The organism is Pseudoalteromonas sp. TAB23, from assembly GCF_000498075.1.
GTDB classification, from domain to species: Bacteria; Pseudomonadota; Gammaproteobacteria; order Enterobacterales; family Alteromonadaceae; genus Pseudoalteromonas; species Pseudoalteromonas arctica.
In genome coordinates this window covers 89,631-105,425 of record NZ_AUTP01000276.1, presented here as the reverse complement: position 1 = coordinate 105,425, position 15,795 = coordinate 89,631, and the positions used below count along the sequence as shown (strand labels likewise).

The window sequence follows — 15,795 nt, the reverse complement described above, 5'->3', positions numbered from 1 at the left end:
ATTACATTACGAGAATTGATTATTCATTCATTAACATTTTGAATGCCTGCTTCGCTAAAAGCAGCCATTAGAGGATTTACCCTAACTTGTTTTGGGGCAATGACGAGTCAGCAGATAACTTGCCAATGGACAAAAATGAGTTAGAGCCGACCAGGGACCCTGTGCTCGAAGCGGATACTGACTCATAAATTTTAAATGTCGGCTGTTTGGAGATAAACAGACATTTAACCTGCTCAAATTTTCGTTTTTGTAGGTTGTGCCAAAGGCTCACCAAACGTTTTGGCATATTTTATAAAGTTGTTGGGATTCACTTTGTTCGACCTAATATGTAGGATCAATCAGTAGAAAAGGAAGATGGTTGTTTAACAGGTTTGTAGTTGAGTATACTATTTACCTTATCCTTTAACTTTGGTTCAATATTACTGTGGGCATGAAGCCTACCGAGTAATTTAGGCTCTACCAAAGAAGATATTAATGGTTCATCTCTGCATCCTTTCCATTGCTCTAACGACTCGTAAATCAATTTATGCTGTTTATTGGTTATACGCAGGTCATTGCTCTTAATCACAACACCTGTTATTACCTTTACATCTGATTTTTCAAATAACTTCGTTTTATCTGGGTGAGAAATATGACCGTTAGAAACAATAATTTTCTTTATTACTGACAAAAAGTGTCTATTGATAGCATCTCCCGAAAAAGTCAGGTCGTCCACATAAACCGTCATCTTCACATCATGCTTATTTGCCAAATTATTTAGCTGTTCAAACATTCGAATGTTTGCCCAGAAAGCCAATGGCATACTTAGCTGACTACCTGTTGGAATGTGGCCGTTGTAAGTACAAATAGATGCTAATAAATCCGCAACATCTGGCGAGCACTTTAAAGTGTTGTAAAAAAAGTTAAAAACCATCTTTCTAGTAGTCGAAGGAAAAAACGATTTTATATCTGTGGTAAGTACTTTTTTATTACCGGTGTGAGCTTTAGCATTGGTTATATGCGAATGCTTTTTTCTCCCTGAATGAAGGTACTCTGGAAGCTCAATACGACACAAAAGACTAGCTATTCTGCAATGAATAGTTTTTTGACTGTCTTTAGGGTGCTGAATTGTTCTTGCTTTTCCCGACTTACCTTCCTGCTCAAACACAACATAATTGCCAGTATCAGCAGTAGCTATTTTTAATTCTGGGATAGTTACCCGTAATAAATCTGCTAACTTTCGCTTGGTTTTTAACTTATATAGAGAAGATTCGAATAATTTGTGTTTTCTGCGACTATGATCAACTTTAAGCTTTAATTTTTTCGACATTTTTCTCAATAAACCATTCCATGACGTTAACTATTTTAGAAGCTACTGCCTTCTTAAATTTACTAGAAGACAATCCTTCTCTTCCAATGTTCTCTGAGAAAAATATTAAAGAAGATACCGGAATATCAAATACTTCAGAATATTTATTTAATAACTCTAGACTAGCTGGTTTCTTGCCTGATTCTATTTCAGACAGATAGGATTTTGAAATTGCTAATTTATCTGCTAGCTCCACTTGTTTCATTTCGTGAAACTGTCTAATAACTTTTAATGCTCTATTTATCATAATGACCTCAAAAAATTAAGGGGAACACTAGCTAGCGTCATCCCCTTCAAAGAATCTCCAAACTCGATAAATCAAGCCTAAGACTTTTACTGCACCTTTAATAAGTTTCCAAACTAAAGCTTTAGTCTTTTTAGGTTTTTTCTCTTGCTGTGTCTGTTGGGCACGAATAGTATTTTTTTCTGGCATTTAAGCACTCCTCTGAAATTCCAAACCACCGAATGCGGCTTGGCTTCGCCTATCTCAGAGATATGAGAGTGTCCAACAGTTAACCCCTAATTTTCACACCGTGGTTTCGCCCACGGTGTGTCCCCTACGGTCTTATCACGATACTAGCCAAGGAAGCCCAAGGGTAGCAGGAAGTGCGCAGGAAAATGATAGAAAGCAAAGCTTTCCACGGATATCCGAAAACATCCAATTATTTGGCGAGTTCCTCTCTACTAATTCGCAAGGGTAATTTATTGTATTAAAACCTTTCTGTCAATAAAAGTTCTCTATTAGCGAACTTTTTCAAGTGTATTAGTTGAACTTTGAGAACCTCAAAGCCTAAAGTGCTTAAAACACGCTAACACCACCTTCTATAGAAGAAAGTGCAGCTTAATAATAGATATATTCTACTAATAAAAATTTATCGCGCCAGCTAATTAAACCGCTTAACCTCGTAAGCAGACGGGTAATTAAAACATATTTAAGATCCGCTTCGCGCTCATTTGCGACGCTCGACTAAACTCGTTATGGGGCAAAACCAATTTGTAAAATATGCAATTTGCTAACTCGAAAAGGAGCAAAACCAATTTGCAAAATATGCAATTTGCTAACTCGAAAAGGGGCAGAAACGAGTTATACCGGAATGACTGCTTTTGTCACATATGCGTCTGTCAGATTTGATCAAAACCTAAAAATCAAACCTGACAGATTAAGTTAAGACTGATTCACTGTATTCTTCTTATCAACTCATTTTGACGTAATATTGCTAAGGTATCCGAAGGCGTAACTTTCCACGCGTCCGACAATCTGCGTAAAGTAAAAACACCTAATTCAAGTCTATCATCGGGTGACAAGAAGTGGTGCAAGTGTCGGCCAGCGACTGAAATAGTGACAGCAGCCCCCTGCGCCCCATTGTTATACACTACAACCCCTTTGTTTTTATTATCGCCATGAAATGAAGCTTTTACTTCGCTTTTCAAGCCAAATAACACGCCGCACAACCCGGTTAACTCGCTTTTAGTCAACTGAATTATCGTTTTACTTGCCCAGTCTGGTGATTCACCAGGGGAGTTAATAGTAGTCATTTCAATACTTAACGTCTGCAAGCCAAGCCGACTAGATGTGTACTGAACGTTCATAGCTGTGCGCTTTAATGGTTCTGGGTGCCTATCTGCATAAAATGTAAGTGCTTCACCAAAATTGTTCTGTTGTGACATTCTTCCCCCCTAAATATCTAAGCGTTTACTCGCTGCTCTTAGGCGTTCATCACCCCTAAAGTCATATTTTTGCGTTGTTGCTAAGCTTGCATGGCCCATTGCATCTTTAACTGTAATTAGATCTTCGCCGTTCTCTAGCATTGACGAAGCGAATGTCCTTCTTAGGTCATGCGGGGCACACTTTTCTATACCGGCCTCGACAGATCTACTGTTTAAAATATGGTAAATTGCCTGGCTAGTCATGCGCTCTGAGGTAACATCATCGTATCTACGAACACGACTAAATAGTGGCCCTGGAATATCACTTCGCACTTCCTCAATCCAGCTTTCAAGCCTTTGAAATGCGCCATCTGGCAAGTAGGCCATGCGCTCTTTATTACCTTTACCTAGCACTTTTAGCGAGCGGTTATGCCGGTTATAATGAGAAAAATCAAGGGATACAACTTCAGCTCTTCGTAATCCGCACCCGACTAAAACAGATAAAATAGCGTTATCTCTAACCCCAATAGCAGACTTATCACTTTCACATGTGAAAAATAATTTCTTAACTTCAGCAGGGGCCAGGGCTCTACCTTTAGGTATTCTTGACCCTCTAACCGACTTAACTAACTTGATATGTTGGTAAGTATCGGTGCTAATAAGCTTAAGTGTCCATGCCTCTACGGCTACACCTTTTATTGCCGCCAAGTAATTATTTATAGTGGCCGGTGCTTTTCCCGCATCAGTGAGCATGGTCAAAACTGCCTGTACATGGTGCCGCTCAAGCATACCCCAAGGACAGGTTCTTAAATCATGATAGCCCATCATTTTAGCTATGTTGTTTAAAAACGACCTCATGGCTAGCCGGCTACTTTCAGCCCTTAAGCCCATTAAGTATGAAACAGCAGGATTTTTTTCAATACCATTTACACCAGTGCCAGCAGCCTCCGCACTTAATACTTCAAAAGTACGCTCTGCAGGGAGAAATGTGACTTCGGTATTTTCATCATTGTTTTGTTCGTGCATTTTTTGATGCCTCAAAGTAACTTTGTGCTTTTGCTCCATACTTAGTTTAAGTTTGTGTGTTTAGAACAACCCTACATAATGAAGTACGGACATATTATCTGTGTTTATTTTGCCCAGTATCACACCTAAATTACAGCTTCTAATTTTAAATTCTGATGGTGTTGACTCGATATTTATTATATCACAGGCTCTACTTTCTAAAAGGGTCATTTTAATAAGTAGAGAAATCACAGTTAAAAAGCCTAATAAGCTTTAAGTACAGACAGTAAAGTTTCTCGAAGTTTGTTTTTGTTATGAAGCACTAGTTTTAAGGTTATTCGTGTCGCTCAAACACAGTTACTAAAACTCGGTTACCTTTATCATCAATAACAACTAGATATGTAAAAGTTGAAGTAGGGTGCGACCATGCTTCTATATTATCCGAGCGCCCATACTTTCTTTCTTTATGGGCCAAGATTTTTGTATCTAAAGGCAAGATCCGAAGATCTGGATGCATTAACCTTTTCGTTAAAGAAGCCCAAGGCTTTTTGGGGCATCCAGAAGATATACGCTCTTCATATTGTTCAACAGCATGTTGGGTAACTTTTAGAGCTCCCATAGTAGGGGTGATTATTTCAGCGTACTCTTGAGTGCGAACATCTTTACCTTCTTCTATAACTATAGGTAAAGCCTCATCAGGATTAGCCATAAACTCAAGCTTTTGTGATACCTCAATGGTTACCCCTTTCATTCTATTGAGTAAAAAGCTTGCGTATTTAACTGCAAACTTTTTACTTGACTTACCAAGTGCTAATTTTTTAATTGCACCTTTGGATGCTACCAGCTTGTATCCACTGCCTCCGCCTGGGGCCCTATCAAAAACCTTCATATCAAACAGGAGATACTGAATTGCTATTAGCTCTCCAACTAGAGCTGGGTCTTCACTGCTTGAGCGTAAGTTGAGGTCGATAATCCCCTTGTTCTTTGTGCCGACGCGCCAAAATATTCGGGCTTTAGTACTCGCAATTCGCTCAGAAACTGTTGTTAAAGTCATCATAATTATTCACCTCTTGATTATGGGTTATTTTAGCGGTGCCCGCCAAAGTACCCTATGAATGTAACGTCAGAGTATCATACTTTAAATTAATGCAACCCATCGTACTTGGCTATCGTCTACCATTGATGTACCAAGATCTGTCGCATACGCCTTTTCTTTTTCCATCTTCGTAATAAACACCAACACTCCCAGATAACCAAGCCCGATGCATCCGCGTCTTTGCAAAAAAACGCCTTAAAACGCGGGGGATTTTGATTTGTTTGTAACCCAAACAGTAAAAATTGCTTAACATTGATTTCGCCCTATGTAATTACGTTAATTAAACATATAACTCCGAATGAAAAAAAGCACCCGAAGGTGCTTTTTATGTTAGTAATACCTAAAAATTCAAAATACTACTATTGTGTTCAATTATATCTTCAGGCTGTATAGCTTCAAATGAATAGATCTCCACTTCATAAGTGAGTGTTTCTATATTTTTTATAGATACATCCTTTCCTAAGAATGAGCTAATTTGCAAAAATGTTATTTCACTTTTATGCTCGTTGTTTATTGCCGTTCTTAGTTTTTCGATAGCTTGATCATGGGCTGAATATTTATTGGTTTTCATAATGCCTCCTAATTATAAAGGGAAGCCCCACAGGGCGCTTGCCCTTATGGGTTTATAAAGTTCCATTAAAAATAGATCCAATCGGCTTTCGTATATTAGTTACATAGGATTTCACGCGCACTTTCGGACTTTCAAGAAGCTGAGTTACCCCAAGCTCTTTTAGTCTCTTTTTTAATGAGTGATGCGTTCTCTCGCGAACTAATATGGTTTTATTTTGTATTAACTCAATAAAATTATACTTATCCATTTTAACTCCTAAATTAATAAGAGCTGCCGCCCATAAGGGCTTCGACAGCCCCTTTGGGTGTGATGTTTCTAAGTTGCAGATTTTATATCTTCACTTAGGTATTTTATTTGTTGTTTATTCCGATTTACTAGCGTTGTTATTTCACGCTTGTAATTATCAGATAAATCTCTATTTTCTAGTGCAAATAAAAGTTTTGAATTGCATTCCTCTAAGAAAGATTTCATTTTTTTACTTAGCGCTAGATCTTGCTTTTGCCTTAAGTTCATCAATAAATTCCAATCCAAATTTAAACACAGAATGATATTTCATCGAAAAGCTAGCTCACTTGAGTTAACAACTTCGATAAACCTATCATCAGCATAAAAACCAACACTAAAAACTTTAGGTTTTAGTGATATGTAATAGAGAATCGATCTCTCATCAAAAGCTTTTATATATTTAGCTAGATGCATCAATGTAAGATTATCTTCAGACATTTCTTCATCAGACATACAGCAAAGCAGTATTGAATTTTCTATTAAGATTTCAACCCCGTTAATAAAATCAAATTTTGGTCGCGTTATCAGCGGAGCGTCACCAAAACAACAAATTTGGCTTTCTACGATTTCAGAAAGCATTTCAGCTGTCATTGGTGCTTTAATATCTTCAATAAGCATAAGTATTTCCTCATTTTATAGGAAAACTAAGTGCCCGTTGGGCAAGTAGTTTCCCAACGGATTTTTTAATAGCTTGCTAAGCTAGTGTATTAATTGTTAGAACATTAAGATTCATTTCCGATATTTTCTGGCAGTGTTCTATATAAAAATCATTACCTTTGATACCAGCTTCACCCCTTACGTATTTTTCAAAAATATCTTCTGCTTCTTCTGCAGATGTTGCGCTTACGAGTTTAAATTCATTTTCGCAATCGCACACTCGACCAGCAACCAAATATAAATCACAAGAATTGATACTGTTTTCATGCGTAGTACATTGATTTTTCATAGTTTTATTTCCTTTTATAGAGTTAATGGACAAGGCCCACAGGCAATGCTCATTATTGTTAATAAAGCCCTCTTTAATTTAGGAAATTAAGAGGGCTTTTATGGTCACTGTGCAAAATTTGATATAATTCAAACATTGCCACCAGCGGTTCTTCTTGAGATAAAATCTCTAAGATATGATGCCCCAGGGAAAGCATGCTTCCCTTGACTCATCAACACATCATTCCAATCCACACCTTTTTCTTGAGCAGTTATGGGTTGTTTAGGTATAAGGATAAACACCTGAATACCATTTTTTTCTAAACGAGCTTTTAGAGTCGCTGCAGACTTTTGGCCTGTTAACGATCTATCTTTATCTGCCCAAATCAAAACAGTATGCACACCCTCTGGAGCTTCAAATGTCTCTAGTAAGGTTGCGTTAACTGTTGCCCATACAGGTATATTAGAAGCGCGATATGCTGCTAAAGCAGTTTCAACACCTTCTGCAACACCAAGAATGCCTTCACTTGGATGACCCAACCGAATTGATGCACCTGTTACAGAAAAGTTTTCTGGTATAGGCATCATTTTTTTGGGTGATGGGACATTCGCTTTCATGCCGGTTGCGGTTAAATAAATACGATGTAAAGTGATTAACTTTCCTTTTTTGTCGCGGATAGCACATACAATAGAGGGGAATTTTCCAACCTCATTACCATCTTCGTCATAATAAGAAAGCGCCGGATGAAACCGGAGGCAATCACTTTTTTCTACCTCCGCCCACCGAAATATTAATTCGCGGTTCTGGAAATAAGCACGCATTGGTTCAACCATTTGGCTTGAAATGGGAAGGCACTCTTCACTCCATATCTTTGCAATTTTACCTTCGAGCTTTGCGCTATACGCCTTTTGGCGTTCAGCATTTAACTCCATATCCTCCTGCAACTTAGTTAGCCAGGCTTCTGTCTTTACACTTTTAAATGTGCTGACATTACTTGGCTTGACCTCAGCATTTGTGGATGGCTTAGGTGCCGTCCCAGGCTTGCTAGTCGCAGCTGTTTTGGTGCTTTGATTAGTTACCTCATGCTGTTGCTTTTTTTCTTGCCATGATAACTCCGGCTCTATTGAGAGGAAGTTACCAATAGCTTCAAGTGTTTCTTTAAAACTCCAGTTATTCAGCCACATCAACAGCTCAAAACCATCGTGACGAGGGCCGCATGTATTACATACACCTCCGCCTGTTTCTAAGAAATCACTTTTAAATAATCGGAAGCCATCTTTACCACCGTGAACCGGGCAGCTTACATGGCGACCTAACTTTTTCAGTGCATCAGTTGCGTGTGGAGCAAGAGCTGAAACAATGAAGATCCAATTGCCATTAGCGGCAAAGCGTACTTTATCTGCTTTATAATAAGACATTGTTCTCACCTTTTTTATGAGCCTCGCACATCGAGGCTTCCTTAAATCCCTATGAAGGGGCTTAAGGAAACCCCGACATTTGAGATATTTAAAAGGGAGCTACCCCATCAGGGATATACTCCCCGTTGGGATTAAATATTTAGAGAGGGGTGCTGAAAATTTCCGCATCTTCAAATGCGAAATATATTTCAACATCTCCATTTTTAGATTTAATAATGATTTCTTCAGGACTTAATGACCCTTCATAGCGTGGCATAGGGTAAAACAGTCGTGTTTTTTCCCAGTTTTTGCTGTCTGTGAAAGATACACCCAACTGACCAGCACACACCTTAAGAAATACATTTAGGTCTTGCTTGCCAAATAGGGTTACTTTATTTATTACCTTTTCACTAACATAGACACTGTAATTAAAACCAGCTTCCTTAGTTAGTTCATTTACCGGTAACAACTTTTTAGGTGTGATAGTTAATTCATTAATATTCATTTAGATGTACTCCAATGTATAGGTACACCTCCCCAACGGATGTGTACCGTTAGGTGAAATTAAAGATTGTGCTATATAGAAAGGCTCCATATAACTAGTTTATTTGCTATTTGTTTGAAGAGGCCAGCTACCTCATTTTTACTCTCATCTTGAGAGAAAAAGCTTATTACCAATATTATCGACTCGCAATGACATTGGTAGTCAGCCTTAGAAGGAAGAGAGGGGTTACCCCCTCTCTTTGTGCTTACGCTGCATTTTTAGCATGATTATTAATGCGTTCTTTTGCATCAAAAATAGCATGGTGGATTATTTCTTTACGAAAACCTCCGTAATTTTTATCTTCGGCCTTGATAGTCACCCCATAAATAGAATGCATACCAAGAGTTTCAGACGTTTTTTTATTAATAACTTCAGCCATAAATCCAGTCATCCGACTCTTACCATTAAGATAGTTGTCTATGTCAATATGGCTCAGTTTTTCACAAAAAACATCGATATCATAATGATCTATAACCGGCACTTCTGAATATTTAACTATGTAGTTTGCAGTTTCACGCTCTTCCAATACTTTACTTTCAGATGATACCGCTTGGAATAATCTCTCAGCTTCACACGTTAGTTGCTTGGATAATTGAAGTGCATCTTCTTTTATCATTTTGCAGACTTTAACCCAAGCTAAGATTAAATCATCCCCTAAGCCACTCCTGATTACTTCACCTTGATTGTATAAAAAATTAAATACTTCAAAGTTATCATTAAAACTCATGACTTCACTGTAATGGTTATTGTGTAAAACGCTTTTACTAACAATTGTAAAGGCGTTCAAATCAACTTCCTCAGCAATTAAAAGGAAAGCTTCTAAGCAATCAATTTCATCAACTGTAGGTTCCCCATTTAATAGGAGTCGTTCAAGTATAAGTAATGTATCTTGCAGGGATAAATCCCCAATATAAACGACTCCATTACTTTGGTTTTCCTCAAAATTAAATTGAACCTCAACACTTTCAGGATAACTCAATTCCACTAAGCGCTTTTTAAGGTGGTTAGCAACAGCGTTTTTCATGCTTCCCCCCTTAGCCTAAGTTAAGTTTATTAAAGTTAACTTCTGCCTCATCACCATAAGTGTAAAACACAACCCCATCACTATTTACAGAAACAAAGATGGAACAACGCAGCCCTGTTAGTTTGCTTGCGTAAATTATGCTTACATGCATTCCTCGATATTTACTTCTTAGTGCGTTTTCTATTTCATTCACTGAACTAAAGGACTGAACATCGCTGAAGTTTTGTATTTTAAATTCTTTAGTCATGGTATCTCCAAATTATGTAATTGAGATACGTAACCCAGCTGGATTGCGTATCTCAGTGGGTTAATATTTACTGTTTAAGGCCAGCTACCATTGATAGCCAAAATATGGCTAGATAGGAACAGGGTATAATCAATAATGCCTTGTAACAAAGCTCTATCTGCCCTTTTGGGGTGTAAAAATAAAAGTTTCACATGTGAAACTTATTCGATAAGCACAATAACTCTACACTTACCGGTTTGTCCTGTTAATGCACACTTGCCAATTTCCGTTCTTGCTCTTGATATAAATAGAAGATCTAGCGGAACAGGTTTCCCTAGTGCTCTTAATTCATTTATATTTGCTTCATTTTCATCATTAGTTTCATACGAAAAGTATTGGCATTGCCCTAATTCGTATAAATGACCAAAATTTGCATCCAGATACGTTTCAACTTCTGTCTTTGAAACGTTGAGTAAAAACAAGACCTCTTCACCAAAATCCATGTGTCCTCCCTGAATAGGCTGGCCCCTAAAATAAAAGAGCCAGCTTTATAAGGTTTTATTAAAAAAGTAGTGGAACAATTCCTGTCATGAAACCCATAACACCAAGCATGGCACCAGCCACACCTAACTTAATAGATAACTGAACATTCTGATCAGGGTGATGCCAAAACCAACACCAAATTTCCCAATGCTTTGCTCTACGCACTTCTAAATTTACCTCTTGCTTATAACGGATGCTTAATGTGTCTACAGCATCGTAATCTAAGCCAATTGCACTTTTGCAAATCTTCAAGCCTGAGTGACCCATTGCGTACCTGAGCACTTTACTGCCATTCTCATTGTTAATTATTACTAATGCTTCTCTTCTAAAAAAACGACTTTTGTCTTTTCTGGTTGAGTCCATATTGTAATTATTAAGCCTGACAATACAGTGCTGCAGACCACTATCCTCAGGAGGTAAACGGATTACGTTTTCAATTTTCATTATGATTTCCTTTAGTTGTATAAAGGCACATCATCCCCTTTCGGGGCTAATGGCCCCTGGAGGGTTATAAAATGCTGTTTGTTTATAGAGGCCAGTTACCTCATTTTCACCCATTAGTGGGTAAAACCTTTTCTCAAAGTTGGATTTTTAAAAGCATCTTTGGCAAAAGGTTGAAATGCAGGAGGCGCAATTAAGCGCGCCTCCTGGTTATTTTTCAATTAAAAATAATATTCATAGATAAATGGTTCATCCTTATTCATCTTCAGAAGAATAGGGAATGTTAGGCCAGTAAAAAACAAAACCAAAACCCATATTATCTTTTTTAGGCTGTCCAAATTCTTTGTACACCTTACCTACTTGCATCACAACTTCGCTAATATCATGACCAGCCGGTGTTGTTATGCTTAGGCAGGTTTTCCCATACATGTAGCGACCTGAATAGCTCGATACTCGATATATATCCCTCTCACGATCACCATTAAGCTCTTTAGCTGCTTTACGTAAAACACCCGCAAAAATTTCAGCTTTTTCACTCAGTGGTATTTCACCAAGACTTTCTATCGCTAGTACAGATTCAACATTTCCATCACCTATAGCTTTTTTGGCTAGGGCAACTTTCTGCTGTACCAACTCTTCAGAAAACGGTTTCCAAATTTCTTCCGCGTCTTTTTCAATGCTTTGTATAGCTTCTTCCCAGCTCCAAAAATCAATACCATCTCTAAAAGAGCAGTGCTCTGGTTCTTGGTTGTTAGCTATGCACTCAAGTAAAAGCTCATAACCCTCATACCACTTACCATGGAATGCTGGAGTGAACTCTAGGACACCTGCTGAAGCAACGCCCAATGCTTGTTGTTTTATAGATTTCATATTATTACTACCTTCTAAAATTTGATTTTAGAGCGCAGCAACCCCGATAGGGCCAACTGCGCCCCATTAGGGATTATTTAGTTTTATCTGACTTTTAGGGCGAGGTTCTCTACTTTAGATTTGACAAGGTAAGTCATCTCTTCCATAGCGTTATCGCCACCTAATATAGCCACATACTCAATATTTAACCTTGCCGGTTGTTATTTGGTGTTTTCAAACGCTTTAAAGTAAAGAGCGTTTGCTCTCTAAGCGTTTCAGGGCTGTAACCTAACTCTGAACAACAAACGACAAATGAAAATGGATCGATATCATTGGACATTAACCATTTCATCGATTCATCTTTAGTCGCTACTCCTGTTCTACCATCAGCTAGAGATTTTAGGGTGTTACATAGTAAGCCTTCTCTAAGGTCTGTTATAGCTGACTCATCCCATTCTACCTTTGCTTTAAACGGGATTATTTGTGCTGTCTTTACTGGCTCGTAAGGGCCAAATATATCCAGCTCAAGTTGAACTTCTTGATTAACAAGATGCTCATATAAGTTAATATTTATTGCTTTCATGAGCTTACCTTTTAAATTTAAGGGCTCAAAACCCAGAAAGGGTTAAGAGCCTTTCTGGGAGCAAATTTCATATTAGTACTTAGAATTTTTGACTTTCAATTTGGTTTTCTAACCAGGATTTCAATGAGATAAGCTCGTTGAGATATTCTGGCTCGCATTCCTTTTGAGCATCAATTGATACCGCGTGCAACATATTCTCCGCTTCGGAAAGTGTTTCAATATTGCCACCGGGAAACTTTACATGTTGTGTACTCATAATTACTCCTATTAAAGAAATTTACCGCCCCAGCAGGGAGTAAGTTTCTATGTTAAAAACGCTTAAAAGCGTGTTAAGTTAATCTTGGTTTAAAATGACAACTTCAGTTGTTGCGCTAGCACAACAAACTAAAACCTCACCCTCTCCAAGAAATGCTATCGGTTTCTCGTGATAAATTACTTCGCCACTTAATAACCGTTTTTTACAAATCCCACAAAAACCACTACGACAGTGTGTTTCTACAGAAATTTGTTTATTTTCCATTTGTACCAATAACGTATCGTTGCTGGCCGGAAGTGTTATCTCCATTAGTTCCCTCCTAATTGCAGAGAGAGCCTAATGGCCTTGCCTATATAATCAGCCATCAAGCGGTTGCCTGTTGTACTGAAATAAGCTTGCCACTCTGTCCAACTACCTATATCCGATATTGATTTAGGTGACTCGAACACTCCCCAAATCCTTAGATCACAACCTTTCTCAAGAACGCTATTAACTTTGTTCGTTAAGTACTTACTTGATAGGTCTAAGTTCAGGTTTGAAGGTGGCTGCGTAATCAGGTGTTCAGCCTTCTCAAAACTAATTTCCTCTACAAGCCCTGTTTTGATATTTATTAGAAACGGAACTACCTTTTGCCCATGACTACCCCACAGCCAATGCGTGATGTATCCAGGGTCAACCCCTAATTGACAGGGAATGAGTACTGTACCGTTTGTCCTTAATAACCAAACAAGATTATCATCTTTGTAGCGAGTTAATAATTTCAAGTCTGTGTTCAAATCACCTTGATTGCTCACAGGTAATTCGAGGTTAGCGGCTATGTCTTGCATAGTTCGTGCTATTTTATTGATATGATTATTCATGGTGCTATTCCTACATTGTAATTTTAGGACGCACCAACCCCATAGGGTGATACGCCCTTAGGGTGGATTTATATACTGTTTGTTTGAAGAGGCCAGCTACCTCATTTTTACTCTCATATTGAGAGAAAAAACCATTTATCCGCGCTATGCTACTTAAAAACATATCCCGGATAAATAATTATGGTCAATACTAATTAAGTTTTTAGGCTTAGGGCTAATCTACTTTTGCCCTTTTAGGGCGTACTAAATTGAATAAAACAGTATTTTGTACATACATAAATTAAATACCCCCAAAAGGGGGTATTTAATATTTGTCATATCTTGTTATGCTGCCGTTGAAATCAAAGACTTCTCCATTAACTTAAACAAGGTTTTCTTCAGATCGCTTACATCATTAATAAGTATATTGTTTGAAAAGAATCGATTAATGAAAGGTATATTAATACCAATACCGACCATTTCAACACCACTACTCTCGCAAAGATCTATTACAGATTTACATGATTTTTCGTCGTTAGGCGAACCATCAGTAATTACTATAATCATTTTGCGTTCTTCACGAGTTTTACTTAACTCAAAAGCTGCATACCAGATAGCCTCTGCCATTGGTGTGCTTCCTTTTGGCCCAAGCATAAACTTACCAGCTTGATTAACAACATTTTCACCATGCTTTACCACACTATACACAGGCGTTCTGTTGTTGCCCATGAAGTATGTTACAGCAGGATTAACCCCCTGAATTGGCTCTAACGCTAACGCTAACGAAAGTGCTGACTCTCTAGCTATCTCATACATCATCTTTGATGAACCTTTACTTTTATTTTTCATGGATGAACTCATATCGACTAATATATGTACAGCCGTGTTAGGCCGTTGCTTATCTGCCGGTGTGCGAAACACACGAGTATCACCATTCATAACTCGATAAAGGCTATTTGTATCTAAACGCTTTCCAGAGCGCTTGTTTCTACTCCCAGTTCTTTGGCTTGCTTGTACTAAACCGTAGAGCTGATTCCGTATTTTAGAAGATGAGCTTTTTACCGAAGTAAGCAACTCTTTCCCATTATCTTTTGGTGCAGGAACTGCTGTTCTTACAGAGGTATAACTATCTTCCCCATTAATTACTGCAAACTGTTCAAAGTCTGATTTCAATGAGTTATGTGCATCTTTTAGCATATCGTCATCGCCGGCGCTTAATGTTTGAGTAATTACATCACGCAACTTTTGCTGATCACCTTTGCCTTGCTGACCACCTTTGCCTTGCTGACCACCTTGGCTTTGGTTATCACCTTGGCTTTGGTTATCACCTTGGCTTTGCTGATCTCCTTTGCTTTGTTGACCATCTTGGCTTTGCTGATCTCCTTGGCTTTGTTGACCATCTTGGCTTTGCTGATCTCCTTTGCTTTGTTGACCATCTTGGCTTTGTTGACCATCTTGGCTTTGGTTATCACCTTGGCTTTGCTGACCATCTTGGCTTTGCTGACCATCTTGGCTTTGCTGACCATCTTGGCTTTGCTGACCATCTTGGCTTTGCTGACCATCTTGGCTTTGCTGCTCTTTATCTTTCTCATCTTTCAGCATTGCAATAATTTCATCTGCTAATACTGCTATTTCTTGGGTTGATTGCGCGTCTACAACTTTACGTAGTAATGCATTAAGACGAACCACAACACCTTGTGGAAAAACATTTTCAAGTGCAACTCTTGATGTATCTAAATATGGATTTAGAACATCTTGACCAACTACTTGTGACTGCAACCAATACAAGCTAAAGGCTTGCAGTATCACTGCGGGATGCTCATCACCAACAACATGCTCATAATGACCAGCTTGGGCCATATACCGAGCAACCTCATTTAAGGTTTGGGCAGTTCCCGGGTATACTTTAATGATCTCTCTTTCAATACGACAGTCCTCTAGTATATTAACTAAAGTGGAGTGTAATCCTGGCCGCCTTACTGTGTTGAAATCAGTAAATCTCACATGTGCAGCTTCATGAGCTAAGTACCCCCAGACAGCATCCATGTATGGATAACCCTCTGGAATGCAAGGTAAGTTAATTGACTTACCATCTGTACAAGCCGTATCGCCACCTATACTAATTTTTACACCAAACTTTTCACCGTATGCAGCAGCTACGATTGGTAGTGCGTTGTAAATTGTTTTACGTTTAGACATTGTATTCTCCTATTTGG

At 38.3% G+C, this 15,795-nt stretch carries 22 protein-coding genes; all 22 read right to left on the bottom strand.

Annotated features, from left to right (window positions below; genetic code table 11):
• Positions 1-334 precede the first annotated feature (334 nt).
• The 22 genes from L654_RS0117140 to L654_RS0117020 all read right to left on the bottom strand — a co-directional run bounded on the left by L654_RS0117140 (position 335) and on the right by L654_RS0117020 (position 15,778).
• Positions 335-1,309, bottom strand: coding sequence for a reverse transcriptase family protein (locus L654_RS0117140; RefSeq protein WP_024606123.1), 975 nt, complete (start codon positions 1,307-1,309; stop codon positions 335-337).
• A complete protein-coding gene (locus L654_RS0117135) occupies positions 1,287-1,595 on the bottom strand; it encodes a helix-turn-helix transcriptional regulator (RefSeq protein WP_024606124.1) in 309 nt (102 codons plus the stop codon). Before L654_RS0117135 ends, L654_RS0117140 begins: the two co-directional genes overlap by 23 nt.
• A gap of 27 nt (positions 1,596-1,622) precedes the next feature.
• Positions 1,623-1,781: a hypothetical protein gene (locus tag L654_RS1000000128010; RefSeq protein ID WP_158000952.1), complete on the bottom strand. Its 159-nt coding sequence runs from the start codon at positions 1,779-1,781 to the stop codon at positions 1,623-1,625.
• 743 nt (positions 1,782-2,524) lie between these two features.
• Positions 2,525-3,016: a hypothetical protein gene (locus L654_RS0117125; protein ID WP_024608588.1), complete on the bottom strand. Its 492-nt coding sequence runs from the start codon at positions 3,014-3,016 to the stop codon at positions 2,525-2,527.
• Between the two features lie 9 nt (positions 3,017-3,025).
• Positions 3,026-4,021, bottom strand: a complete 996-nt coding sequence (locus tag L654_RS0117120) for a tyrosine-type recombinase/integrase (protein WP_010555477.1) — start codon at positions 4,019-4,021, stop codon at positions 3,026-3,028.
• Between the two features lie 313 nt (positions 4,022-4,334).
• Positions 4,335-5,057, bottom strand: a complete 723-nt coding sequence (locus L654_RS0117115; RefSeq protein WP_024608587.1) for a hypothetical protein — start codon at positions 5,055-5,057, stop codon at positions 4,335-4,337.
• A 379-nt stretch (positions 5,058-5,436) separates the two neighbouring features.
• Positions 5,437-5,667 (bottom strand): hypothetical protein, encoded by a 231-nt coding sequence (locus tag L654_RS0117105; protein ID WP_024608586.1) that lies wholly within the window; start codon positions 5,665-5,667, stop codon positions 5,437-5,439.
• Between the two features lie 52 nt (positions 5,668-5,719).
• Entirely contained in the window at positions 5,720-5,914 is a 195-nt protein-coding gene (locus L654_RS0117100) for a hypothetical protein (protein ID WP_024608585.1), read from the bottom strand.
• 305 nt (positions 5,915-6,219) lie between these two features.
• Positions 6,220-6,570: a hypothetical protein gene (locus L654_RS0117090; protein WP_024608583.1), complete on the bottom strand. Its 351-nt coding sequence runs from the start codon at positions 6,568-6,570 to the stop codon at positions 6,220-6,222.
• 76 nt (positions 6,571-6,646) lie between these two features.
• A complete protein-coding gene (locus tag L654_RS0117085) occupies positions 6,647-6,898 on the bottom strand; it encodes a hypothetical protein (protein ID WP_024608582.1) in 252 nt (83 codons plus the stop codon).
• Between the two features lie 128 nt (positions 6,899-7,026).
• The gene (locus L654_RS1000000127395) at positions 7,027-8,295 is read right to left on the bottom strand and encodes a toprim domain-containing protein (RefSeq protein WP_024608581.1); all 1,269 of its coding nucleotides are present in this window, start codon (positions 8,293-8,295) and stop codon (positions 7,027-7,029) included.
• 139 nt (positions 8,296-8,434) lie between these two features.
• Entirely contained in the window at positions 8,435-8,779 is a 345-nt protein-coding gene (locus L654_RS0117075) for a hypothetical protein (RefSeq protein ID WP_024608580.1), read from the bottom strand.
• A 244-nt stretch (positions 8,780-9,023) separates the two neighbouring features.
• Entirely contained in the window at positions 9,024-9,842 is an 819-nt protein-coding gene (locus L654_RS0117070; RefSeq protein ID WP_024608579.1) for a hypothetical protein, read from the bottom strand.
• A gap of 10 nt (positions 9,843-9,852) precedes the next feature.
• Positions 9,853-10,089: a hypothetical protein gene (locus L654_RS0117065; RefSeq protein WP_024608578.1), complete on the bottom strand. Its 237-nt coding sequence runs from the start codon at positions 10,087-10,089 to the stop codon at positions 9,853-9,855.
• A gap of 200 nt (positions 10,090-10,289) precedes the next feature.
• Complete coding sequence (locus tag L654_RS0117060) at positions 10,290-10,571, bottom strand: hypothetical protein (protein ID WP_024608577.1); 282 nt, start codon at positions 10,569-10,571, stop codon at positions 10,290-10,292.
• 58 nt (positions 10,572-10,629) lie between these two features.
• Complete coding sequence (locus L654_RS0117055) at positions 10,630-11,055, bottom strand: hypothetical protein (protein ID WP_024608576.1); 426 nt, start codon at positions 11,053-11,055, stop codon at positions 10,630-10,632.
• 252 nt (positions 11,056-11,307) lie between these two features.
• Positions 11,308-11,922 carry a hypothetical protein gene (locus tag L654_RS0117045; protein WP_024608575.1) on the bottom strand — a complete coding sequence of 205 codons (615 nt, stop codon included), beginning with the start codon at positions 11,920-11,922 and terminating at the stop codon, positions 11,308-11,310.
• Between the two features lie 184 nt (positions 11,923-12,106).
• Complete coding sequence (locus tag L654_RS0117040; protein WP_024608574.1) at positions 12,107-12,484, bottom strand: hypothetical protein; 378 nt, start codon at positions 12,482-12,484, stop codon at positions 12,107-12,109.
• 79 nt (positions 12,485-12,563) lie between these two features.
• The gene (locus tag L654_RS1000000128375) at positions 12,564-12,740 is read right to left on the bottom strand and encodes a DUF810 domain-containing protein (RefSeq protein WP_225305769.1); all 177 of its coding nucleotides are present in this window, start codon (positions 12,738-12,740) and stop codon (positions 12,564-12,566) included.
• A gap of 78 nt (positions 12,741-12,818) precedes the next feature.
• A complete protein-coding gene (gene yfaE, locus L654_RS0117030) occupies positions 12,819-13,049 on the bottom strand; it encodes a class I ribonucleotide reductase maintenance protein YfaE (RefSeq protein ID WP_024608573.1) in 231 nt (76 codons plus the stop codon).
• The gene (locus L654_RS0117025) at positions 13,049-13,600 is read right to left on the bottom strand and encodes a hypothetical protein (RefSeq protein WP_024608572.1); all 552 of its coding nucleotides are present in this window, start codon (positions 13,598-13,600) and stop codon (positions 13,049-13,051) included. Before L654_RS0117025 ends, yfaE begins: the two co-directional genes overlap by 1 nt.
• A gap of 324 nt (positions 13,601-13,924) precedes the next feature.
• Positions 13,925-15,778 carry a VWA domain-containing protein gene (locus L654_RS0117020; protein ID WP_024608571.1) on the bottom strand — a complete coding sequence of 618 codons (1,854 nt, stop codon included), beginning with the start codon at positions 15,776-15,778 and terminating at the stop codon, positions 13,925-13,927.
• Positions 15,779-15,795 lie beyond the last annotated feature (17 nt).